Genomic DNA, 23,678 nt, shown 5'->3' on the forward strand with positions numbered 1-23,678 from the left:
TTGGTTCAAGACTATCAGAAGGGGCAAAGTTGAACTTCTCCCGCCCCTTCCGAAATTGCCGCCACAAGCGCCACACCGCAACAGTGGCTAAAATATTGGGCTTTCAGTCTTCCTGTCCGGCAACATCTTCGTCAGTGCCGCCACACGGCTGCGATGCAGTTTCGTCCGCCACATCGGAAGCCACTGTTTTATCAAGGCTTTCCTGATTTGTGGCGTCTGTTGCGCTTGTTGCATCTGTTTCAAGAGGGGGCAGGTAGCATGTCCATGCATCATGGAATGCTGCACGCTTGTAACCTTTCGGTGTCGAGCCACCCGGCATTCTGATCGTGGTTGATTTGATGCCGTATTCGCCCAGCATTTCAGCCAATATGCGCGGCGTAATTTTCCTGCCTCTGAGATCGCCCCAAGGGGCCTCTTCATCTTCGAGAAGCTTGTCCAGCAGATCGGCGGTTGGTAGTCGATCCTCGCCACCAAAGCAGCCCCGAATATCAGCCAGCAACCGAACGCCGAGCGAAGGCCTGATATTGGACTTTGCTTTCTGCATTGTCTCTATTGCTGCTTTCCGAACCAACGCAGGCCATTCACCACCGGCAAGGTCTGCGACTATGAATAGCGGTTCCCAGACATCCGCATCTCTGTCGGCAATGCCCTCCGGGAAAACGGGTTGGGCTGTCTCTGCGATATCGAACACGCTTGTCGACCATGTCGCCAGTTCATTACACAAGGCGCTGGCAGGCGGCTCATGAAGGTAGGGCCGGAAAGGTTCGACTTCCTCGCCCGGTCCCCTTTTCCTCATCCTGATAATGACCGACCGACCCATGATCGTATCGGGCAAATTGCCGAGACCGCCCAAGGCAACGGCGGCATAGGTCGCCAGTTGCTCCGTCAATACCTTGCCCTTTTCCATGTAGCAGCGACCAATCACAGCCCCACGTCGATAACCTGCATTGATCATCGACCGCAGGTCTTCATTGCCCCGAGCGTTGGGGCCAAAGATCGCATCAATTTCATCATACAGCACGGTGGGCCGGTTCTCTTGATCCGCTATCATCCGCAAGATGAATGAAGCCGACGAGTTCACCGACAGCAACGAATTAGGCACGAGCAGCGCCGTGATTTCCAGCACCCTCGATTTTCCACTACCTGGCTCTGGTGACAGGACCGCAAGGCGTGGGGTGGAAAACCACGCATCCATGAGGTGGGTATGGGCAATCCATAGCGTATGCACGATGCTTGCCGTTTCAGACGGGTAGCAGATGAAGCGGCTTGCAAAGTCCCTGACGCGGTTCAGCAGTTTTGCACCGTCGATGCCAATCACGCCGGAAGTGTCTATTTCTGGCGTTGGTTCTTCATTCATGGTAGGTGGAAATGCCGGGCCGGAAGCTTTGGCATCATCAAGGCCGGTGGCTGTTGGCGCAGCACCGGCTTTTTCGTTCAGGTCCACATCGCTCATGCTGCATCACCGCGTTCGATCAGCGCCTTGATGCTGTCCATCTTGACCAACCGTCTTGACCCGATCCGCATGGATAGGATTTGGCCCTTGGCGAGCATGTCATAGATTTTCGTTCGTCCGACGCCGAGCAGTTTTGCTGCTTCGGAGACAGAGCAAAGATATTGATCGTTCATCGCTTTTCATCCTCTGCTCCCGTTCAGCGCGGTCTACGCTGGCTTATGGCGGGGGCGGATAAATCACTACGAACTTTGGGCCGAGGTTTCGGCTGGTAATGGTTGGAAACTAGTTTCCGGCCTTTTCGTCTCTGGAAATGGCCTTCATGATCGCACTTGCGCGTTTCCGTATTTCGCTTGGAGCCGGTGAATTGCCGGTCTTCTGCATGAACCACTCGCTGATCATTTTCTCGATTTGCGCTTGCGCTCCTCGCTCCGTCGGAAGGCCATCCGGCAAGTTTGCTTTGGCGATGAGATGAATCAACACGTCTTCCCATTTCCATTCGGATGGCCGACCGCCTTTGTTTTTGGAACCAGAGAAGGAAGAGCGGTGGTTTTCAAGGCTCTGATATAAGCGCTGTCGAGCTGCATCAAACCGCGTGCTGACCACTTTGAGCGTGGCGGGAGACAGGGCAAGCCCGCTGCCTTTTTCTACGGTTCTCTCCAAGTCTAGCAGGTGGGCTGCTACAGCATCATGAACCAGAGGGAATGCGTCCGGTGCTTTTGAAATGGATAAAGACCCCGAAACGGCATTCCCGAGCAGGCGGCCAGCATTTTCTTCGGCCAATCTGACTGCTTCGTTCACGATGCTGTCCGGTATGTATCTCGGGTCATCAGCAGAGGCATAGATTTTCATCACCTGCATTTTAAAGGCTTTCAGAGCGTCCGCCCTCAATGCGGCCAACAGGGTTATGATGCTATCGGTTGTCTTTGTGTCCATGCTGCACAGATGACCTTGGCAGTGATTTGCGGAGGAATTTTTGATTGCTTGAGTTCCATCTCTGCCGCAAAATGGCAACATAGGGTGTGGATAAATCGACGCGTATAAGAAAATTATCGCCCATGCTGTTCGTTCATTGACGTTCGCCGTTGAGCCGGAGCAGCCGCAGATTTTGTTGGTATATCTGTTGGTATGTTGTCGTTTTTCTGAAATTTTAATACTTAAAAATCAATAACTTAATTGTTTGAATCGATGCCTCTTCTGGCACCAATTTCTTTTTCGGCTCTGTCCGGAATCAAGAACCCCGCGGAAGCGGGGTTTTTTGTTGGGTTTCTTTCGGTCCGCTTGACGAGCCTTTCCGCCGGCCGCTCCGGCTGGCGCCAGCGCGCTTGACGGCTGCATCGATCGCGTCACCGGGCGGCCGCGCCACGGCTCCGGGCCGGACGCCTGCCCATGCCCTTCCTGACTTCAACCTTCCGACGACCGAAGCGGGCCAGACTTCGGATCGAGGCGCTGGGACTGACCGGTTGGTGGGCGCATGGCCGCCCCGCCGGGGCGGCCATTGACGAGAAGCGGCGGATCGACAGGTCCGGACCATCCGCGTTCCGCCAGCGCCCCCAGGCTGTCGCATCCGCTCAAACGGCTGGATCACCGGGCAGTCAGGGGCACATTTCTCCGCCCTTGGCAAAGCGGGCGCGCGCGCCCGGCGGCTGCCTTACAGGGAAACCACGATACGGCCGCGGACCTTGCCGGCGATCAGGTCCTCCGCCGCATCGCACACATCCTCGAGCGCGATCTGGCGGGAGACGTCCGCATAGAAACGCTCCGGCAGTTCTTCGGAAAGGCGATCCCATGCCTGCTGGCGCAACGGCTTGGGACACATGACGCTGTCGATGCCGACCAGCGTTACGCCCCGGAGAATGAACGGCGCCACGGTCGCGGGAAATCCCATGTCCTCGGCAAGGCCGCAGGCGGCAACGGTGCCGAGATAACGGGTCGCCGCACAGACATTCGCCAGGGTGTTGCCTCCCGCAGTGTCCACCGCGCCGGCCCACCGTTCCGCCGCCAGCGGCTTGCCGGGCGCCGACAATTCGGAGCGGTCGATGATGTCGCTGGCGCCGAGTGCCAGAAGATAATCGCGTTCGCTTGCCTTGCCGGTCGATGCGATCACCTCGAAGCCACGCCCCGCCAGCAGCTTGACCGCGACGCTGCCCACCCCGCCGGTCGCACCGGTCACCAGCACCGGTCCGTCCGCGGGCTTGACGCCCTGTCGCTCAAGGGCGAGCACGCAGAGCATGGCGGTAAGGCCTGCCGTTCCGAGAGCCATGGAGCCGCGCAGGCTCATCTTTTCCGGCAACTTGACCAGCATGTCGCCCTCGACGCGTCCACGCTGCGCGTATCCGCCCCACCGCGTTTCGCCCATGCCCCAGCCGGTCATCACCACCTGGTCGCCCGGCCGGTAGCGGCTGTCGCCGGATTCATGAACCCGACCGGCGAAATCGATACCCGGCACCATGGGGAAGCGTCGCACGACGCGGCCCTTGCCCGTGAGCGCCAGCGCATCCTTGTAGTTCAAGGTCGACCATTCGATGTCGACGGTCACGTTGCCGTCCGGCAACTGTGATTCGTCGACCTCAGTGAGATTTGCGGTGTATCCGTTGTCACCGTTTTCGATCAGCATCGCCTTGATCATGGGTCTTACTCCTTTTTGGGTTTTGCAGCGGAAGTGTTCCCGGGCACGCCCGCGCCGGTGAGGCCGATCGCTTCCAGTCCCGGCCGTCTTTTCGCAAGCCACCACCCGGCGGGGAGATCCCAGCGGTCGAAATCCGGATCCACGCCCAGCTGCTGCGCCGCATGGTGCACAAAATAGGGATCGTAGAGCGCCTGCCTGCCGATGATGACGAGATCTGCGGAGCCGGCCTGGAGGATCGCCTCGGCCTGTCGCCCATCGAGGATGAGGCCCACCGCAGCGGTCGCCACGCCCGCCTCGCGCCGGATCGTGCGCGCATACTCGACCTGATAGCCGGGAAAGCGGCTCGCGTTTTCGATCGCGGTCGAACCGCGAAGGCCACCCGAGGAACAGTCGACGAGGTCGACACCGCGCGCTTTGAGCTCTCGCGCCAGCGCGACCGAATCCCCGAGGCTCCAGCCGTCGGGATGACCGTCGACGCTGGACATGCGAAAGAACAGCGGCTTGGTCCGCGGCCAGCGCTCCCGGACGGCCGCCGCCACCTCAAGCGCAAGCCGCATCCGTCCGGCAAGGTCACCCCCATAGAGGTCGCGCCGCCTGTTGATGACGGGCGTGAGAAAGCTCGCGATCAGGTAGCCGTGGCCGCCGTGGATCTCGAGAATGTCGAAACCTGCCGCTTCCGCACGTCCCGCGGCATCGGCAAATTCGCAAAGGATCTTCGGGATGTCCTGCGCATCGAGCGCGTGAGGCACGACATGGCCCTCGCCGAGGGCCTCGCTCGTGGGTCCCACCAGCGGCCAGGGCAGGTCACCGCGCGCGGCGTCCGCGTCGGCAAGCGCGCCAAAGCCGTCCCACGGGCGCTGGGTGGAGCCTTTTCGGCCGGAATGCCCGAGCTGCATGGCGCTGGCGGCGCCACGGCTCCTGAGATAGGAGGTCACCCGCTTCAGCCCGGCAATGTGATCGTCCGACCAGATGCCGAGATCGCCCGGGCCGATGCGGGCCGAGAGGGAAACGGCGGTCGCCTCGGTCGTCACGATCCCGAAACCGCCCAGGGCGAATTTGCCCAGATGGACCAGCAGGCCATCGTCGGCATGGCCGTCGATGGCGCTGTGCTGGTTCATGGGAGCGAGCATCAGCCTGTTGCGCATGGTCACGCCGCGCAGGGTGAGCGGCGTGAAAAGCAGCGGCCCGTCCCGCGGTCTGTCGTTGTCTCGGCTTGCCGGTCCGTCAGCGGGCATCGTCGCCCATCCGGCTTTCCCGCCACGCAAGCGCGGAACCGAGCCCCTGCTCCCGCAGCACCTTGAGGAAGCCCCGCTTGAGGTCGGTGCCTTCACCCTCGATCAGGATATCCGCGTCGAGCGCGGCACGAAGCGCATTCTGCATCCCCATCAACTCATAGGTGCGATGCATGGTTTCCTTGGTCCGGCGCATGACCATAGGATCCAGGCGGGCGAGCTTGGCCGCCAGCGCCATCGCCTCGTCCATCAAGCTGTCGGGCTCGACAATGCGGTTGATCAGCCCCCAGTCGAGCGCCTGGGCCGCGGTAATGCCGTCCTCGCCGGTGAAGATCACCCCCTTGGCGATCTTCGGCGTGACGTACCAGGGCAACAACATGGCCACGATCCCGGCGCCGAATTTCAGCTCCGGCTCCCCGAATGTGGCACTGGGGACCGAAAGCGCCAGGTCACAGCCCATCATCAGTTCGAAGCCACCCGCAAGGGCGGGGCCATTGACCGCCGCGATCGTCGGGATCGGCAGGTTCCAGAACGACATGATGCCCTCGAAATCGGCTTCGAGCACCGGCGTCCACTCCTTGACGCCCTGCGGCATGGCCGCCGCCTGCGCCTTCAGGTCGAACCCGGAACTGAAGACCTTGCCGGCACCGGTGACGACAACCGCACGCAACCCGGCATCGCCCCGGATCTCCCCGCAGACCTCCCTGAGCTCCGCGAGCATGTGCTGGTTCATGGCATTGGCGGCCTTGGGGCGGTTGAAGGTGACGAGCCCGATCCGCGGTTCCGGTCGTTCGAAAGTCAGGGTTTCCCAGGTCATGACGGGTGCTTCCTTTGTGGTTGAGAAGGGGGGCAGGTCACCGGCGGCCGTGGGCCAGGCGAACGGATTCGGGGTCAAGCCTCAGCCGCCACATGGCGACGACGCCGAGCATCGGGCCGATCGCCAGCACGATGAAGGCATGGCTCCAGCCCACCGCGTCGATGACGAGGGGCATGCCCTGGATGACGAGGAAGGTCAGGAGAAAGCCCATCGAGGTCTGCAGCGTCAGCATGGTTCCCACCAGATGCGGCTCGGCGAGTTCGGCGACGCTGGCCGAGAACTGGGCCGAATCGGCGACCACCGCGAACCCCCAGACCAGCGCCACGGCGATCACCGCAAACCCGCCGACATGCGGAAGAAATCCGATCGTCGCGGCACAGCTGCCGCTGACGACCATGGCGGCGATGGTGACCGTGGTCCGGCCGATGCGATCGGCGAGCAGGCCGGCGAGGACCGAGCCGGCAGCCCCCACGGCGATCACCGCGAAGGTGATCAGGCCGCTCTTCTGGGCGAGAGGCGAGCCGGCCTGGTCCAGCGCCCATTCGAGAAACAGGCCGATCCACGCCCACATGGCATAGAGCTCCCACATGTGTCCGAGATAGCCTGCATTGGCGAGCAGCATGGAGCGGCGGCGGAGTGCCCCCAACGCTTCGGTCAACCGAAAGCGGGCGGCCTGCCTGTGCCCCGGCCCAAGCCGGGAAAGCGAGATCGACAAGACCGAAAGCACCGCGCAGCCCGTCGACAGGACAATGGTCGACTGCCATTCGAGACCGGTCACGGCATTGAAGAGATAGGGCAGCGAAGAGCCGAGCGTCAGCGCCCCGACGAGCGTGCCGATCATCAGGCCGACGGCTTTCTCGGTCCAGGCCGCCGCCATCTTCATCCCCACCGGATAAACCCCGGCCAGCATGGCGCCGGTGACGAAGCGCAACAGTACCGTCAGCGCCGTGTCAAAGCCGGTTGCCAGCAGCAGTGCGTTGGCAAGCGCGCCGGTCAGGGCGCAGGCGGCGAAGAGCCGGCGCGGATCGAACCGGTCGGAAAGCCCCCAGCCTGCGCTGACGAGAGTGCCGGTCACGAACCCCAGCTGCACGGCGCCGGTCAGCAGGCCGGCCTGTTGACCTGACAGGGCTCCCGCCGCGACCAGGGAGGTCGCGGCGGCAGTGCCCGAGAACCACAGCGCCATCGCCGCGATCTGGCTGAAGACGATCAGCGAGATCGAGACGGCTTTGGAAGCGGTCAGATGCTGCGGTTGCACGCGGGCCATGGTGATCAGAGGCCCTTGCAGCCGCTTTCCGCGGGCTCGACATTGACCTGCTCCCAATCAAGGTGAGACAGCGTCTTCCAGCCGACGGTGGCGCCGAACCTGGGCTCGTCCAGCTTGACGGCCTCCGCCACGTAGGAGCCCTGCATCCCCTGATGATCCTCTGGCCGGATCTTCAGGGTTCCGACCACCGTGTCAGCGGCTGTCGTCTCGAGCGCCTTGATCAGGCTTTCCGGCGACAGGTCATCGGCCGCTTCCATGGCCGCCAGCGTGAACTGCAGTCCGGCATAGGCCTGTATCGCCTGATACCCGGGCACGATGCCATAGGCGTCATGGTAGTCCTTCACCAGCTGGGCAATCTTTGGATTGTCGGCCTCCTGCATCCAGGATGCCGTGAGACCGCCCGCCATCATGCCGACGCCGTTGTCGCCCAGGGCCTGCAGCATCGTGTCGGGAATGCCCACCGGGGTGAGCACCGGAAAGGTGATGCCGTAACCGCGCAGCTGGTTGACGAATGCGGTGAGGTCGTCGCCGACGGCAAGCGCGATATAGACGCCGTCCGCATCCGACGACTGGATCTGCGAAATGGCGCTCGACCAGTCGGCGGTCCCGACCGGACGACCCGCCTCGCCGACGATATTGATACCCGGGATCTTGGCGAACTCGGCCTTGTTGGACAGCCCGTAGGCGAAATCGTGATAGACCACGAACCATTTCTTCTCGAGCATGTCCTTGCGCTCGGAGAACATGGCGGCGCTGGCCTTGGCGGAATTCCCGTCATGGGGAACGGTGCGGAACAGGAACTTGCCGCACTGATCGCCGGTGATGGCCACCGCCTGACCGTTGGTGGTGATGATCGGAACGTTCAGCCGTGCGGCCTGCGCGCCGATGCCGAGAGTGACCGCACTGCTCGCCCCGCCGATGAGCAGCTTGACCTGGTCCTCGAGAACCAGCTTCTGCGCCTTGCGCAAGCCGTTGGCCGGGTTGGCGGCGGTATCCTCGATGATCAGCCTGACCGGCTCGCCCTTGACCGTCGCTCCCCTCGCGGCAAGCTCGAAACCGTTCTTCATGTCGTTGCCGAGCGGGGCCAGCACCCCGGTCGTCGGGACGAACACACCGATCCTGACGTCTTCGGCCTGCGCCGTACCCATGCCCAGTCCGGCGGTGAGCAGACCCGCTGTCAGGGTCGCGGCAAGGCGACCAAAGCTCCGGAACGCTGAATGTTCTGACATATCACTCCTCCAACTTCACGGTATGATCTGCCGGCGCATGGCTCCTCCAGAACCGCCGGCAATTGCCCTCCCCCGTGGCAGGAGAACCAACCCTTCAGCGCATCGGTGCCCGCGGCAGCGCGCCGCCACACGCGCGCTACTCGTAAATCGCGACCGCCGCCTTGCTGGTGTCGTCGAGAAGCCGCCGCACCGACTGGCGGGCGCGGACCGGATCCTCGGCCCGGATGGCTTCGGCGATTTCCTTCCAGTCGGTCGCCCACATCAACCGGTGTTCGGGGACTTCGAAGACACGCCGCGTGATCGAAAGCGTCTGCCGGCCGAGCGAGAACAGGATCGACTTGGCGATCTCGTTGCCGGAGGCTTCGGCGACATACATGCTGACCTGGTAGACCACGACGAGGAAGCCTGCGACGTCCCCTGCCTCATGGGCGACGAACAGGGCCCGCGTCCCCTCATCCAGAGTCGATTGCACCTCCGCGGATTGATGCCTGGCCAGTTCCTCCGCGCAGATGCCCATCAGGGCCGAGCGCACGGAGAAGATATCCCGCAGGTTCTTGCTCGTCAGTTGGGTCACCGCCGCTCCCTTGCGCGAGGCCATGGTGACCAGGCCCTCGCGCTCGAGCAGGCGAAGCGCCTCGCGGACGGGCCCCCGGCTGACCGAGAATTGTTCGGCGAGACCGACCTCGTGCAGCCTCTGGCCCGGTTCGAAGACGCCATTGATGATCAGTTCGACGAGTTTCTCCGCCAGTTGCTCCGGCAAGGTCTTGATGACATTGGGGCCGGAGGCGAAGGAATTCGAAAAGGTTCCCGCGACATCGATGCGGACACCGAAGCGCTCGTTCGTCGTCACCGGCTGCTGTGCGTGTTTCATTGCTCCACCTGCGCGTTCTCGTTGCACACGAGACGTGCTTGTGCACGAACGGCACGGGTTGTCGAGGGGTAGACGGAAATGCCCTTTTCGAGGAAACGCAGCCGCTGGTCGCGGAGGAAATCGTCCTGCCAGCGGTCTCCCGATGTCCGCAATGCCAGCGACACCGGCACACCGCCGGCCTCGGCGCGCGCGATGGAATCACAGATGCTCTCAAGCACCTTGAGGCCTTCCTCGTCGCTTTCGGCGAAATCCATCACCCAGCCCATCTCGACGAAAACCACGATGCGGTCGACATGGGCATCGGTCTTCAGAAGGTTGATGATTTCCTCGAATATGTAGCGGTCGCCGTCCTTCAGGCCCCAGACCGGGATGTCGATCGGGTTGGCGACGCTGGTTCCCGGAATTCCGAAGCGGCGCAGCCTTTCTCCGGTCTGCTCCGTCAGTTCCAGGATGGAGAGCCCGACCCGTTCCGCGGTATCCGACGTGGTCACGCTGACGCCGCCGCCCGATCCGAACAGGGCAAGCCGGTTGCCGGGGCCGCGGCCATGCAGCGACAATGCAAGCAGGGTGTCCATGAGTTCCTCGGTGCTCGACACCTGGATCACGCCGGAATGCGCCAACCCCGCCTGCCAGAGGAGCCGGTCCGTGGCCAGGGCTGCCGTGTGGCTGGAGGCGGCGACCTGTCCCTGCTCCGTTTGCGCGCCACGCAACATCACCACCGGCTTGCTCATCTGCCGCGCGACACGGAAGAACAGGCCCGGATCGCGCAACGATTCGACATAGAACGCGACGATCTCCGTGTCGGGATCGTTCTCCGCGAAAAGCAGGTAATCGAGCATGTCGAGATCGAGGCAGTTGCCGCAAGACAAGGCCCTGCCGAGCGGGAGCCCCATGACCTGGGCGCGCCGGACCACGTCCCCCGCATAGGTGCCGCTTTGCGAGAAGAAGGTGATGGACCCGCCTTCCGCCGGATTGTAGCGCGCCGCGCCGACAGGCATGCGCGTGCTTGCCGAGAAGGTGCCGATGCAGTTGGGACCGATCATCCGCATCCCGCCGGCGCCGATCTTGTCCATCAGTTGCCGCTCGAGATCGGCGCTGTCATCGGAGAATTCCGAAAAGCCGGCGGTGAGCACCTGCGCCACCTTGACGCCCTTTGCGGAGCACTGCTCCAGGATCGCCGGCACCTGACCGCTGCCGACCGCGATATAGGCGCGATCGACAGGCCCGGGAATGGCCTCGACAGAGGGATAGACCTTCAACCCGCAGATCTCGTCGGCCTTCGGATGGATCGGGTAGATCTCTCCCGTAAAGCCGAATTCCAGCATGTTGCTGATCAGCTGATAGCCGAGCTTCTCCTTGGCGTTGGAGGCCCCGATGAAGGCGACCGCCTCCGGATCGAAGACGGCGCGCATGCCGCCGAGACGGCCGCGGCGGCCGGCGATGGCGGCATCCATCTCGTCCTGATTGCGATAGGTCTCGCCCTCTCCGGCCTCGCCGACGACCGCGTCGACCGCGATGAGCCGGTCTCCGGCGAGGATGAGCGGATTGATATCGAGTTCCCCAATATCCTCCTGCATCAACAGGCCGTCGGGACCGCCGACGGCCATCAGGCAGTGCGCGAGCCGGTCGCGACCGGAGCCGCCGCCGTTACGAAAGTGCTTCGGAAACACAGCATCCACCATCGCAAGCGCGGTCGCCGTGTCGAGCGGCGCCAGCGCCGCCACGGGTTCGCTGCCCTGTTCGACGCCCGAGCCGCCCGGCCCGAACAGGACCACCGGCCCGTAATGCGGATCAAGCCGCGCGCCGATGAAGATTTCGAGGCCGGCGGGCACCATCTCCTCCACCAGAACCCCGTCGAGCCGCGCGGCGGGGTGGGACCGGCGACAGGCCGCCAGAATGGCCTCGAAGGCGGCGCCGGCGTCCTTTTCCGAGACCGAAAGCCGGACGCCGCCGGCATCGACCTTGTGGACGATGTCCGGCGATACGATCTTGAGCGCGCAGGCCCCGCCGGCCTCGGCAACGAGGGCGCGGGCGCGTTCCGCACTGTCGGCCAGCCGCGGCAGCGTCGTGGCAATTCCGTAGCGGGCAATCAGGCTCTTGGATTCGATCTCGGTCTTCATCATCAATCGCTTTGTTCAGTTACTGGAAAACGGGGCTGCGCTTTTCGAGGAATGCGCGCACGCCCTCGTCGGCATCGGGTTCCGACTGCATCCTGCCGCCCTCGGCCCATTCGAACCGGGTGGCCGCCGCCTCGCCTTCGGCGATGCGCAGGTTGAGACCGCGCTTGATGGCGGCGACCACTCTGGGGGAGTTCGAGGCGATCTGGCGGCCGATGGCGAGGCCGTCCTGCATCGCGCATCCGGGGGCGGAGAGGAGATTGACGAGCCCGAAGCGGCACGCCTCCGCGGCGCTGACACGCCGGCCGGTCGCCAGCATCTCATAGGCAAAGCCGAAAGGCACCAGCGCCGGCAGACGGCTGATCTGCCCGCCGATCGGCAGAAGGCCGATCCGGGCGCCGGGCGCGGCAAAATTGGCAGTCTCGGCGCAGACGCGCAGATCGCAGGACAAGGCAAGGATGAAGCCGCCCGCATGCGCTGCCCCGTTGACGACGGCGATGGTCGGCGTGGTCATCGTCCTGGGACGGCAGAAGGGCGCGTTCAGCGCTTCATCGGCGGCATGATCCCTGTCGGAGAGCAGTTCGGAGAGATCGTGACCGCTGGAAAACGCCTTGTCGCCGGCCCCCGTCAGCAGCACGCAGCGGACTTCCGGATCGGCCTCGGCCTCCTCCAAGACAGACCCGAGCGCTTGCGTCATCGCATGCGTGAACGCGTTTCTCTTCGCCTCGTTGGCGATGGTCACGATCAGCAGCGAACCGTCGCGGCGGGAGTGGATCTCGGCCATGGTCTCACTCCACCGTCAGCGCTTTTTCGATGCGTTGCGCATCGGCCAGCGCTTCTTCGCGTCCCAGCGACTGGATGATCTGGCCGTTCTCGATGATATGGAACCAGTCCCCGACCGCAAGCGCCAATGGCAGGCTCTGCTCCACGAGAATGATGCCGATTCCGCGATCACGCGCAGCCCTGATCGAGGTCGCGATCGCCTCGACATAATTGGGCGCAAGACCTTCGGTCGGTTCGTCCAGCATCATGTAGGCGGGGTTGGCGAGCATGGCGCGGGCGACGACGAGCATCTGCTGTTCGCCGCCCGACAGGGTTCCCGACTTCTGGTTCATCCGCTCGCCGAGACGCGGAAAGATCCTAACCGCATCCTCGAACGTGAAATCGTCCGCCGCCCCCGTCGGCCGCCGCGCGACCTCCAGGTTTTCCGCGACGGTGAGATTGGCGAAGACCTTGCGATCCTCGGGGACCAGCGTCACCCCCATCTGCGAGCGCTTGAATGTCGGCCCCCTGACCTCCCGGCCGTTGAGCGTGATCCGTCCTTCGGTCCGGTCCACCAGGCCCATGGTCGCCCGCAGCGTGGTGGTCTTGCCCATGCCGTTGAGACCGAGCAGGCAGACGACCGAGGCCGCGGGCACATCGAAGGACAGACCGTGAAGGATCTGGCTCGTGCCATAATAGGCATTGAGGTTTTCGTAGCGCAGCACCGCATCGGCGCCTGCGGGAAGGGCGTGGGCGTTCATTGTGCGAAATTCCCGTGCAGATAGGCATTGCGAACCGCTTCGTTTCCGCGGATTTCGGCCGGCGGCGCATCGGCGATCACGGTCCCGTGCTGCATCACCGTGATGCGGTCCGACAGGCGCATGACCATGCCGACATCATGCTCGACCACGACGACGGTCAGCCCGAGCGTGTCGCGCAGCATGGTAATCAGGCTGGCCACCGTTTCGCGGTCGCCACGCGACATGCCTGCCAGGGGTTCGTCCATCAGGATCAGGGCGGGGTTCAGGGCAAGGCCGATGGCGATATCGAGCGAACGCTGGTAGCCATGGGCCAGATTGCCGGCGAGCACGGCTTCGCGCCCCCGCAACCCGACCTTGGCGAGAATGTCGGTGGCCTCGTCCCTGACCCTGCGCTCCGCTGAGGCCGGTTGCCAGACCGATGTCGTCATTCCCTCCCGGGAGCGGATGGCAAGCGCCACGTTTTCGAGCACATCCAGCCGGGCATAGATGCTGGTCCGCTGGAAGGTCCGGGCCACGCCGAGCTTGGCAAGCCGCTGCGGAGACCAGCCGGTGATGTCGCGATCCCGAAACCGGACCGAGCCGTCGACCGGTTTGATCGACCCGGTGATCAGGTTGAAGAGCGTCGTCTTTCCTGCGCCGTTCGGGCCGATGATCGAATGGATCGTTGCCGGCGCGATGGCGAGGTCGACCTTGTTGACGGCCCTGAGCCCGCCGAAATTCTTGGTGAGTTGGCTGACACTGAGGATCATTGCGCGGCCTCCCGGCTTGCTGCGCCACGGGTCCAGATGCCGCTGAGCGCACCGAAGATGCCGCCGGGGGCGACGATCACCATGAGGACGAAGAGCCCGCCGAAATAGATCAGCCAGGCATCGGTGAAGCTGGAGACGTAGTGCTCGGCCACGGTGAAGGCGATCGCACCGAGTATGGGGCCGACAAGGGTGCCGACACCGCCCAGCACCACATACATCAGGATCTTGCCCGACTCGAACCAGCTCAGCAGATCCGGCGACGCGGCACCGTTGAAGAGCACGAACAGCGCACCCGCCACCGCGGCAAGCGTCGCCGACGAGGAATACGCTATCAGCTTGAGGCGATTGACGTTCATGCCAATGAAGCTCGCGCGTTCGGCATTGTCACGGATCGCCAGCCATGCCTTGCCGAGCGGCGAACGGCGCACATGGAGCGCGAAGGCGAGCGATATGACGAGCACCCCGTAGAAGATCCAGAACCAGACCTCCGGCTTGAAAACCTGCAGACCGAAGAAGGTCGGGACCGGGATACCCTGAAGCCCGTCCTCTCCGCCGGTCAGGCCTGAAAAGACGAACACGATCGCGAAGATGATCTGGCTGAAGGCGAGCGTCAGGATGGCGAAGGTCTTGCCGATCTGACGCACCAGCACGGCACCGATCAGGGTCGCGATCACGGCCGTTGCCAGCATCGTCATCAGCACGAGCAGGACGATGTCGGACGTCACCGTTTTCGACAGAAGGCCCGCCGCATAGGCACCGAAACCGTACCAGGCGGCATGGCCGAACGACAACAGGCCGGTGTTTCCCGTCAGCAGGTCGAGACTGAGCGCAACGATCGCCGCGGTGAGCGCGTAGGAGGCGAGCATCAGCAGAAACGGCTCTCCGGCCAGCAGGAAGGGAAACACTGCGCCGACGGCGGCAACGGCGGCGATGACGAGAATGGCCTTGCCACGGCGGGGCGGCTGGCCGGCAATCACGCCGGCATCCGCGGTCAATTGCTCTCTCATTCGACTCTCCCTTCGCCGAAAAATCCGCGCGGCCAGTTGATGAGCATTGCCATCACCATGGAAAACAGCGCCATCAGCGCGGCCTGGCCACCGAAATACCCCTCTCCGAAGACGATGATCATGCCGACGACATAGGCCGCGACCACCGCACCCCGCAGGCTTCCCAGCCCGCCCAGAATGACCGTCATGAATGCAAGAATGAGGATCTTGTCGCCAACCGTCGCATAGGCGGTGAAGATCGGCGCTCCGGCCACGCCTGCAGCGGCGGCAAGGCCCGCACTGACCCCGACGACCGAGTGCATCAGGCGTTCGCGGTCGATTCCGAGGCAGGCTCCCATTTCCGGGTTGTCGTTGGCCGCCCGGACCCGCAGGCCCCAGCGCGAATTCTGCAGGAACAGGATCAGCGCGACCGTGAGCACGATGGCGACGACAGACACGAAGATCCGGTAGACCGGAAGCGAGAGCCCGCCGACCGCGGCCACGCCGCCAAGGGCCCCGGGGACGGGCATGATCTGCACCGTCCGGCCGCCGAATTCGTAGAGAATGCCCGTGATCAGCAATGCCAGCCCGAAGGTCAGCAGCAGGCTGTCGACCATCGGCCGATCGCGGATGCGGGCAAGGATCGCCCAGTCGATGAAGACGCCGACGAGACCGACGGCAATGGGGGCGACGATCAGGGTCAGCCAGAAGGGGAGCCCCAGTTGGGTGCACCAGACGCCGGTCATGGCGCCAAGGCTGAACAGGGCGCCGTGGGCGAAGTTGACAACCCTGCCGACACCGTAAATCAGCGTCAGCCCGAGACTGAAAAGCAGCAGTATCGACCCCAGAACCACGCCGTTCAGGGCAAGTGACATAGCTAGCATTGCGGCTCCTCCTCCGAACGCTATCAGGATGGCTCGATCATCAATTGTAGATTATCTTAATGTCAACAATCTAATTTTTTAAAAAATATCAAATTTTTAATAGACTGAAATAAATGGACTTTATGTGTTTCTCGCCCCATCACCTGGCGACGAAGGAGCCGGGACAAGCCGGCTCGCTGCTCAAGCAGCACCGCGTTCAGCGGCTGACCATCTCAGGCAGCGAGGCAGCCGAAGGTCTGCCGACTGGCAGGCTCCGGCTGCGCATTCGGCCATTCTCCGGGACCGGGCAGCGCGGCTCAGGGCCGAGATGAGCCCGGACCTGCAGCCGCCAAACCAGATATCCGCTGACCCCATCGCCGGATTGCCTGCTTTGAGTGATGGCGCCGGCGGAAGCGCCTGAGGCATGATCCCGCTGAAAGCCATCCGCATGGATGAACCCGAGCGGGCAAATGTCCATCACCTCCAAGCCGGCGTCCCCCGCACGAAAGTGCCGACAACCCCGGGTTGGCGGAGGCGGTTTTGAGGCTGCACTTGAAACGGCTCAACAAGGAAGCCGCCCGCCGTGCCGTCGCCGGACGGGGGCCGCGCCGCGGCTCAGAAATGAATGGCCTTGAGGATCTGCTCGGCGGCGTCATCGAAGTCGGCCTTGCGCAGGCGCGGCACTTCCAGCGTGGCGGCGACGACCGGCGCGAAGTCGGCATAAAACTGGGTCGTGGCCCAGATCATGATGAAGAAGTGCCGCGGATCGAGCGCCGGAAACCGGCCTTCGGCAATCCATTGCTCGACCGCCGCGCAGGCTTCGCGGGTGACGTCGCGCATGTGCTGCCGCTGGCCGCGCGAGAGAAACCTGCCGCCGCGCAGCAATTCGCCGGCGAAGAAGCGCGACTGCGCGGCGTTGCGGCGCGAGCTCTCGAGCTTCTCGCGGACATAGTCGCCAATGGCCTCTCGCGGCTCCCGCTCGGGTCGGATATGGCGCAGCGCCGCGTCCCAGTCGTCAAAGACCTCCGCGATCAGCCGCTCGTAGATCGCGGCCTTGGTCTGGAAATAATAGTAGACATTGGCCTTGGGCAGACCCGATTCCTCGGCGATTTCCGAAATCGTGGTGCCGTCGAAGCCCTTGGTGGAAAAAAGCCGGACCGAGACTTCGAGGATCTTTGCCTCGTTGCGGGCGCGAATCCGGCCCTCGTTGTCTCCTCCCGACTTCCTGCGTTCGTCGCCAGATTGCCGTGCCATGCTGAACCGTCCGCTTTCGATGCCCTGTCCGCTTCTCATATCACCTTCGCGTGCAGGGGCAAGAACGACCCGTACAAAACCTGACGATGCCGTCAGGTTCTCGAAAAATAAAACTTGACGAAAACGTCAGGATTCGCTTCCTTTTCGGCCAACACGGAGGAGACGATGGCAACGACGTTGCGCGATGCGCTGTGCGAGACGACCGCAGGCTGGAAGGAAGATCTCGCCCCCGACTGGCGCGCGGTGATGGCCGATGTCGCGCTCGGCACCGCCGCTGTCGCCCCCGATCTCGAGCTCGAGGCCTGGGAGCCGATCTTCCCCGCACGCCGCGGCCGGACCTTTCCCGGTGCACCCGCGGGCGCACACATGCTGCGCGCCTTCGATGAGGTGCGGGCCCGCGACGTGCGCGTCGTCCTGCTGGGGCAGGATCCCTATCCCGAGCCGGCGGCGGCGACCGGCCGGGCCTTCGAGATCGGCAATGCGCTGGTCTGGCGCGACCTCGACCGGATGTTCTCGAAGTCGATCCGGGCCTGGACGCAGATGCTGATGGCCGCGCGCCATGGGCGGCCCGAGCTTTCGCAAAGCTTCGACGCCTGGCCAAAGATGCTCGCCGAAATCGAGAGCGGTGCCCTTGCCATCGAGGCGCCGTCCGACCTTGCCGGCCGGCAGGAAGCGGAGGGCGTGCTCCTGCTCAATTCCTCCCTCACGCTCAGCCGCTTCCGTCGCGATATCGATCCGCACCAGTCGCAGGGTCACGTGCGCTTCTGGGCGCCGGTGATCCAGGCGGCGCTGCGCCATGTCGCAGGCCAGGGCCGCCCGGTTGTGTTCATCGCGCTGGGGCAGGCCGCCGCAGACAATCTCGAGGCGGCAGGCCTCCTGCCCGCCACGGATCCGCACCTCTCGCTGGTCCTTCCTCACCCCGCCTATGCAGACGATTTTCTCGCCTGCGCCAATCCCTTTCTTGCTGCGAACGCCCATTTCGAACGCCTGGGCGCGCAGCCGATCAACTGGTAGACATGATGGCAAAGACCTACGATTTCATAGTGGTGGGTGCCGGTTCCGCGGGCGCGGTGCTGGCCAACCGGCTGAGCGCCGACGGACGCCACCAGGTGCTGCTTCTCGAAGCCGGCGCCAAGGACCGCAACCCGCTGGTGCGGCTGCCGATGCTGATGGGCAAGCTGTTTCACTCAGGGCTCTACAACTGGCACTACCACACCGAGGCCGAGCCGCATCTCAACGGGCGCAAGCTCTACTGGCCCCGCGGCAAGGTGCTGGGCGGAACCTCCACCATCAACGGCATGATCTATGTGCGCGGCAACCGGCATGACTACGACCGGTGGGCGCAGCTGGGCCTGCCGGAATGGAGTTACGACAAGGTGCTGCCGGCCTTCCGGCGCTCCGAGAGCAACCCGCAGCGCGGCGACACCGCCTACCATTCCACCAAGGGTGAAATGACGGTGTGCCGCGCCCGCTCGGACAACCCGCTGTTCGACACCTTCATCGAGGCCGGGCGGCAGGCCGGGCTTGCGTTCAACGACGATTTCAACGGCGAAAGCCAGGATGGCGTCGGCCGCTACGACTTCACCATCCGCAACGGCCGCCGCTGGTCGACGGCGTCGGCCTTTCTCAAGCCGGCCGCCAGGCGCCCCAACCTGACTATCCTGACCGGCGCCCACGCGACCGGCCTGGTCTGGGAAGGCAATCGCGTCACCGGCGTCGAGTGGGTGCGCGCGGGCCGCCCGGAAAAGGCGAGCGCGGCGCGCGAGGTCATCATTTCCGGCGGCACCGTCAACTCGCCGCAGCTGCTCATGCTTTCGGGCATCGGCCCCGAGGCGCATCTGCGCGACCATGGCATCACGGTGCGCCGGAACCTGCCGGGGGTCGGCCAGAACGTTCAGGATCACGTGGACTGCGTGATGAGCTGGGAATGCCGGCAGCCGGTCACGCTCTACAGCGACCTGCGCTTCGACCGCCTGACCCTGTCGATGATACAGGCGATGCTGTTCGGAACCGGCGTGGTCACGACCTTTCCCTATGAGGGCGGTGCGTTCCTGCGCACGCGGGAAGGCCTGGAAGCGCCGGACGTGCAGCTGCATTTCATGCCGGCGCTCGAGAAGACGGCGAACCTTCATTTCCCCAACCCGTTCCGCAGGCAGCGCGTCGAAGCCAATCATGGCCTCACGCTGCGCGTCGGCCCGGTCAATCCCGCAAGCCGCGGCGCCATAGCGCTTGCATCGGCCGACCCCTTCGCCGCGCCGAGCATCCGGCCGAACTATCTCGCCGACGATTTTGACATCCGCACCATGATCGACGCCATCCGCAAGACCCGGGATATCATGTCCCAGGCGGCATTCGGACCGTTCAAGGGCATGGAACTGGCACCCGGAGAGGCGGTCGACAGCGACGAGGACCTGACGGCTTGGCTGCGGGCCACGGCCATGACCACGTTCCACCCGGTCGGAAGCTGCAAGATGGGGCCTGAGGGCGATCCGATGGCCGTCGTCGACGGACGGCTCAAGGTCCACGGCGTCGACGGGCTGCGTATCGCCGACGCCTCCATCATGCCGATCATCTCATCCGGAAACACCAATGCACCCGCCATCATGATCGGCGAGAGGGCTTCCGATTTCATTCTCGAGGACGCACGCACATGATTGTTGAACACCGCACCTATACGTTCCGGCCGGGAACCGTGAACGGCTGGATGGAAAAATACCGCAAGGAAGGCCTGCCGATCCAGTTGCGGCATCTCAACACCTTCGTGGGGCTCTGGCAGGCCGAGCTGGGCCGGCTGCACACCACGGTGCTGGTCTGGGCCTATGACAGTCTCGCCGACCGGGAAGCGCGTCGCGCCGCGATGTATGCCGACCCGGACTGGCAAGAATTTATCGCATCGATCTGGGCACTCGATGTGATTACCTCGCAGGATGTCATGATCATGACGCCTGCGGACTTCTCCCCCACGCCAACGAAAAATACGCCCACCACGAGAGAGGAACAACTCACATGACGCACATGACCAGCCATCCATCCTGCATCAGCCGACGCCAACTCCTGCGCGGAGCGGCCGGCGCCGTTGCGGCCGGCGCTCTCCTCGCAGCCCTGCCGGCCAACGCCGCCGGCGGACTTGTCGCCCTCGTCCACACCCAGGCGGCGGGCGATGCGGGTCCGGTGGACTCGATGATCGCCAAGCTCAACCAGTTCGCCCAGGAACACGACATGAGGGCCCGCGCCATCTATGCGGAAGATCCGTCGACCTACGAGACCATCTTCACCTCGCTGGGCGAGGCCGGCGCGGCCATTGTCGTCTCAACCTTCAACGAGGTGGCCGAACCCTTCAAGGCGGTCGCCCCGAAATTCCCCGACACCAAGTTCATCCAGCTTTTCGCGGATCCGTTCGAACCGACGATGCCGAACGTCATGACCGTGTCCTACGACTATTATCTGGGCTGCTACCTCTCGGGGATTTTTGCCGCCAGGGTGTCCCGCTCGGGCAAGCTCGGCTTCATCGGTGGCATCTCGATTCCGCCGATCAACGCGGACTACAACGCGTTCAAGGCCGGCGCGCTTTCCGTCAATCCGGACCTGAAGGTCTCGGTGGCCTTCGCCGGCAGCTTCCAGGACCCGGCCAAGGGCCAGGAAATCGCGACGCAGATGTTCTCGGACGGCATCGACTATATCCAGACCGATGCCGCGGCCACCGATTTCGGCATCATCGCCGCAGCCGGGGAGAACGAAGGCCGCGTGGTCTCCACCCTCGACCCCGCCCAGTTCCCGCTCGATCCGACATCCGTGATCTCCATCGTCGGCCTCGATTTCGGCACCTCGCTCTACAACGAGGCCACCAAGGCGCTTGATGCCGGATGGGCCGGCGGGCACGAGGCCACGGGTCTCGGCACCGGCGTGATCGATTTCATCCCCTCGCCGCTGTTTGCGGAAAAGGGACCGGAAGAGATCAGGAAGCTGGCGGAAGAGGCGCTTCCGGCTGTAAACGAGGCCAGAAGCAAGATCCTCGATGGCTCGCTCACCGTGCCTTTCGACACCAATCTCTGAGGCAGAGAATGAACCCTGATCACCTTCAGCAGGGGGCGGGCGCTTCGGCGCCTGCCCTGGCCGCCGACGCCGTGACGGTCCGGTATGGGGACGTAACCGCGCTTTCGGCGGTCCGTGCCCGGTTCGAGGCCGGTCGCATTCACGCCGTGCTCGGCCAGAACGGCGCCGGCAAGACCACGTTCGCCCGCGTCGCCGCCGGGCTCGTGCAACCTGCCGAAGGATCGATTTCAGTGTTCGGCCGGCACCTGGCGGGCGGCGACGTGGTCGCGGCCCGCCGCGCCGGCGTGGAACTGGTCCACCAGAGCTTCGCCTTGCCGCCCTCGTTTACGGTGGCCGAAGTGCTCCAGTTCGTCGGCCCGAAACCGGGCCTGTTTACAAGGCGCGGCATCGAACGCCACTGGCAGGGCTGGCTCGACGGGCTCGGACTGGGCCTCGATGCCGGCGCCCGCATCCGCGATCTTCCGATCGAGATGCAGCAATCCGCCGAGATCGCGCGGGCGATGGTGTCCGATGCCCGCCTGCTGATTCTCGACGAACCGACCGCCGTCCTGTCGCCGGAAGGAACCGAGCGGCTGTTCGCCAGGGTGCGCGAACTCAAGCGCCAGGGCGTGACCGTGATGCTGGTGCTGCACAAGATCCGCGAAGTGCTGGCGATTGCCGACACCGTGACGGTCCTGCGCGGCGGGGAACTCGTCGCCGGCCCGCTCGAGGCACAGGACCTGACCTCGGAAGCCCTTGCCGAACTCATCATCGGCGACGGTGCCGCGCGCCTTGACGCCGGCGACCGCGCCGCACTTGTCGGCGCGGCAGCCGAGCAGCATGAAAGCCATTCCCTGCCGGACGCGCCACCGGCGCTGGTGCTCAAGCGCGTGTCGACCGCCCCCGAGGCCGGTGGCAAGGGACTGAGCGAGGTCGACCTGACCATCCGCGCCGGCGAGATCGTCGGCATCGCCGGCGTCGAAGGCAATGGCCAGCGCGAGCTGGTCGCGGCCATCGCCGGTCTCGACCCGCTCACCTCCGGCGAGATTTTCCTGGCCGACCGGCGCATGGACAAGGCGTCCCTGGCGGCCCGTCGCGACGCCGGCCTGCGGGTCATTCCGTTCGAGCGCAATGTCGAGGGCCTGTCGCTTTCAAGCCCGCTGTGGGAAAACTGGAGTGCGGCGCAGCTCGTCGGGGGCTCGCTTCTTGCGCAGGTCAGCCCGCGCGCGCTCCGGTCGGCGGCGGAACAGGCCTTTCAGGACTGGGATGTCCGCTTCAACGATGTCGCGCAGAGGGCGGGCTCGCTCTCCGGCGGCAATGCGCAGAAGGTGATCCTGTCGCGCGAAATGGATTCCGGCGCGCGGCTGATCCTTGCCGCACAGCCGACGCGCGGTCTCGACATCGGCGCGACGATGGCCGTCTGGAAGGCCTTGCGGCAGGCGCGAAGCAACCATGCCGGCATCTTGCTGGTTTCCTCGGACCTCGACGAGCTGTTCGACATCTGCGACCGCATCGTCGTCATGGTTTCCGGGCAGGCGGTGGCGACATTCACCACGCCCTGGGACATTCAGGCCGTCGGACGGGCAATGACAGCCGCCCACAAAAATCGTGCCGAGGAGGCGACCCGATGACTTCACGGCTTTACCCCGTCCTCCAGACGGGCGCCTTCATCCTTCTCGCGCTGGTCCTGTGCAGCCTGATCTTCGCCGCGGTCGGCCTCTCGGCCACCGAAACGCTGGGCGCCATCGTGGACGGGGCCTTCTTCCGCCCCAATGCCCTCGCCCATGTCCTGCGCTGGGGCCTGCCGCTGCTGATCACCGCCGTCGGCGTGGTGATCAGCTTTCGCGCCGGCTATTTCAACATCGGCGCGCAGGGGCAGTTCTATCTGGGCGCGATCTGCGCGGCCTTCGCCGCCGAATGGATGAGAGGCAGTCCCGCCCTCGTCGCGGTTCCGGTCTGCATGCTGGCCGGCATGGCCGGCGGAGCCCTGTGGGCGCTCTGGCCCGCATTGCTTCGCGTCAAGGCGGGGGCGGACGAGGTGATCACCACGATGATGGGAAATTTCATCGCCGCACAGCTTCTCGTCCACGTCACCTCCGGCCCGCTCAAGGACCCCTCCGGATCGGGCCAGCAGGCGTCCTCGCGCCCGGTCGAGGCGGCCTGGCGCATTTCGGAATCGAGCGGAAGCTCGCCGGTCATCATCGCCATCGCCGCACTCGTGGTGCTGCTCGGATGGTGGCTCGTCAACCGGACCTCCTTCGGCATCCTGTCGGGACTGGCCGGGCGCAACCCGGTGATGGTGACCTGGCAGGGCGCAAAGGTGCAGCGCATCGCCATCAGCGCCTTCGTGCTTTCGGGCGCGCTTGCCGGCCTTGCCGGATCGGTCGAACTGATGGGGCCGAACGGCCGGCTGGCGAGCGGCTTCCTGCCCGATCACGGCTTCACGGCCATCCTGATCGCGCTGGTGGCGGGCATGTCGGTGATTGCCGCGGCCTTCATCGCGCTGTTTTTCGGCGCGCTCACCTCGGCCGGCCTGTGGCTGCCGGTGATGACAGGCCTGCCCTCCTCGGCGATCGACATCATCCACGCCTCGATCGCTCTCTTCATCACGGCGAAGGCTGGTGTCTTTCGCGGTCTTTTGGCCCGCTTCGGGAGATAGAAC

The 23,678-nt window shown here is 64.4% G+C and carries 22 protein-coding genes; 6 read left to right on the forward strand and 16 right to left on the reverse strand.

Annotation, left to right across the window (positions count from 1 at the left end):
• Positions 1-103: 103 nt before the first annotated feature.
• The 16 genes from AWJ14_RS18875 to AWJ14_RS18955 all read right to left on the reverse strand — a co-directional run bounded on the left by AWJ14_RS18875 (position 104) and on the right by AWJ14_RS18955 (position 16,984).
• Positions 104-1,453 (reverse strand): DUF3631 domain-containing protein, encoded by a 1,350-nt coding sequence (locus AWJ14_RS18875; RefSeq protein WP_210183570.1) that lies wholly within the window; start codon positions 1,451-1,453, stop codon positions 104-106.
• Positions 1,450-1,626 (reverse strand): helix-turn-helix domain-containing protein, encoded by a 177-nt coding sequence (locus AWJ14_RS18880; protein ID WP_066183033.1) that lies wholly within the window; start codon positions 1,624-1,626, stop codon positions 1,450-1,452. The genes AWJ14_RS18875 and AWJ14_RS18880 overlap by 4 nt, the downstream gene beginning before the upstream one ends.
• 109 nt (positions 1,627-1,735) lie before the next feature.
• The gene (locus AWJ14_RS18885) at positions 1,736-2,386 is read right to left on the reverse strand and encodes a hypothetical protein (protein ID WP_210183571.1); all 651 of its coding nucleotides are present in this window, start codon (positions 2,384-2,386) and stop codon (positions 1,736-1,738) included.
• A 715-nt stretch (positions 2,387-3,101) separates the two neighbouring features.
• Complete coding sequence (gene acuI / locus AWJ14_RS18890; protein ID WP_066183037.1) at positions 3,102-4,079, reverse strand: acrylyl-CoA reductase (NADPH); 978 nt, start codon at positions 4,077-4,079, stop codon at positions 3,102-3,104.
• 5 nt (positions 4,080-4,084) lie between these two features.
• Entirely contained in the window at positions 4,085-5,314 is a 1,230-nt protein-coding gene (locus tag AWJ14_RS18895) for an NADH:flavin oxidoreductase/NADH oxidase (RefSeq protein WP_066183040.1), read from the reverse strand.
• A complete protein-coding gene (locus tag AWJ14_RS18900; protein ID WP_066183045.1) occupies positions 5,304-6,128 on the reverse strand; it encodes an enoyl-CoA hydratase/isomerase family protein in 825 nt (274 codons plus the stop codon). Before AWJ14_RS18900 ends, AWJ14_RS18895 begins: the two co-directional genes overlap by 11 nt.
• A 37-nt stretch (positions 6,129-6,165) precedes the next feature.
• On the reverse strand, positions 6,166-7,392 hold the full coding sequence (locus tag AWJ14_RS18905; RefSeq protein ID WP_066183047.1) for an MFS transporter: 1,227 nt from the start codon (positions 7,390-7,392) through the stop codon (positions 6,166-6,168).
• A 5-nt stretch (positions 7,393-7,397) separates the two neighbouring features.
• Complete coding sequence (locus tag AWJ14_RS18910) at positions 7,398-8,621, reverse strand: ABC transporter substrate-binding protein (protein ID WP_083220369.1); 1,224 nt, start codon at positions 8,619-8,621, stop codon at positions 7,398-7,400.
• Positions 8,622-8,757: 136 nt separating this feature from the next.
• A complete protein-coding gene (locus AWJ14_RS18915) occupies positions 8,758-9,492 on the reverse strand; it encodes a GntR family transcriptional regulator (protein ID WP_066183050.1) in 735 nt (244 codons plus the stop codon).
• The gene (locus AWJ14_RS18920) at positions 9,489-11,612 is read right to left on the reverse strand and encodes an acetate--CoA ligase family protein (protein WP_066183558.1); all 2,124 of its coding nucleotides are present in this window, start codon (positions 11,610-11,612) and stop codon (positions 9,489-9,491) included. The genes AWJ14_RS18915 and AWJ14_RS18920 overlap by 4 nt, the downstream gene beginning before the upstream one ends.
• A gap of 19 nt (positions 11,613-11,631) precedes the next feature.
• Complete coding sequence (locus tag AWJ14_RS18925; protein ID WP_066183053.1) at positions 11,632-12,393, reverse strand: enoyl-CoA hydratase/isomerase family protein; 762 nt, start codon at positions 12,391-12,393, stop codon at positions 11,632-11,634.
• Between the two features lie 4 nt (positions 12,394-12,397).
• The gene (locus AWJ14_RS18930; protein WP_066183056.1) at positions 12,398-13,132 is read right to left on the reverse strand and encodes an ABC transporter ATP-binding protein; all 735 of its coding nucleotides are present in this window, start codon (positions 13,130-13,132) and stop codon (positions 12,398-12,400) included.
• Positions 13,129-13,881 (reverse strand): ABC transporter ATP-binding protein, encoded by a 753-nt coding sequence (locus AWJ14_RS18935; RefSeq protein WP_066183058.1) that lies wholly within the window; start codon positions 13,879-13,881, stop codon positions 13,129-13,131. The genes AWJ14_RS18930 and AWJ14_RS18935 overlap by 4 nt, the downstream gene beginning before the upstream one ends.
• The gene (locus AWJ14_RS18940) at positions 13,878-14,888 is read right to left on the reverse strand and encodes a branched-chain amino acid ABC transporter permease (RefSeq protein ID WP_083220370.1); all 1,011 of its coding nucleotides are present in this window, start codon (positions 14,886-14,888) and stop codon (positions 13,878-13,880) included. The genes AWJ14_RS18935 and AWJ14_RS18940 overlap by 4 nt, the downstream gene beginning before the upstream one ends.
• A complete protein-coding gene (locus AWJ14_RS18945; RefSeq protein ID WP_066183061.1) occupies positions 14,885-15,751 on the reverse strand; it encodes a branched-chain amino acid ABC transporter permease in 867 nt (288 codons plus the stop codon). Before AWJ14_RS18945 ends, AWJ14_RS18940 begins: the two co-directional genes overlap by 4 nt.
• 594 nt (positions 15,752-16,345) lie before the next feature.
• Positions 16,346-16,984 (reverse strand): TetR family transcriptional regulator C-terminal domain-containing protein, encoded by a 639-nt coding sequence (locus AWJ14_RS18955; protein ID WP_066183065.1) that lies wholly within the window; start codon positions 16,982-16,984, stop codon positions 16,346-16,348.
• Positions 16,985-17,149: 165 nt separating this feature from the next.
• Between AWJ14_RS18955 and AWJ14_RS18960 the strand changes: the two genes are divergently transcribed.
• From AWJ14_RS18960 to AWJ14_RS18985, 6 genes are read left to right on the forward strand one after another with little or no spacing between them, the layout of a single operon-like run.
• A complete protein-coding gene (locus AWJ14_RS18960; protein ID WP_139112703.1) occupies positions 17,150-17,998 on the forward strand; it encodes a uracil-DNA glycosylase family protein in 849 nt (282 codons plus the stop codon).
• A 5-nt stretch (positions 17,999-18,003) separates the two neighbouring features.
• Positions 18,004-19,638, forward strand: a complete 1,635-nt coding sequence (locus AWJ14_RS18965; RefSeq protein WP_066183568.1) for a GMC family oxidoreductase — start codon at positions 18,004-18,006, stop codon at positions 19,636-19,638.
• Positions 19,635-19,994, forward strand: coding sequence for an NIPSNAP family protein (locus AWJ14_RS18970; protein ID WP_066183068.1), 360 nt, complete (start codon positions 19,635-19,637; stop codon positions 19,992-19,994). Before AWJ14_RS18965 ends, AWJ14_RS18970 begins: the two co-directional genes overlap by 4 nt.
• Positions 19,991-21,037, forward strand: coding sequence for a BMP family ABC transporter substrate-binding protein (locus tag AWJ14_RS18975; protein ID WP_245304368.1), 1,047 nt, complete (start codon positions 19,991-19,993; stop codon positions 21,035-21,037). Before AWJ14_RS18970 ends, AWJ14_RS18975 begins: the two co-directional genes overlap by 4 nt.
• 8 nt (positions 21,038-21,045) lie before the next feature.
• Positions 21,046-22,647: an ABC transporter ATP-binding protein gene (locus AWJ14_RS18980; RefSeq protein ID WP_066183071.1), complete on the forward strand. Its 1,602-nt coding sequence runs from the start codon at positions 21,046-21,048 to the stop codon at positions 22,645-22,647.
• Entirely contained in the window at positions 22,644-23,675 is a 1,032-nt protein-coding gene (locus AWJ14_RS18985; RefSeq protein ID WP_066183074.1) for an ABC transporter permease, read from the forward strand. Before AWJ14_RS18980 ends, AWJ14_RS18985 begins: the two co-directional genes overlap by 4 nt.
• Positions 23,676-23,678 lie beyond the last annotated feature (3 nt).

Origin of the sequence: Parahoeflea olei, assembly GCF_001703635.1 — a bacterium.
In the GTDB taxonomy this organism is placed as follows: domain Bacteria; phylum Pseudomonadota; class Alphaproteobacteria; order Rhizobiales; family Rhizobiaceae; genus Hoeflea; species Hoeflea olei.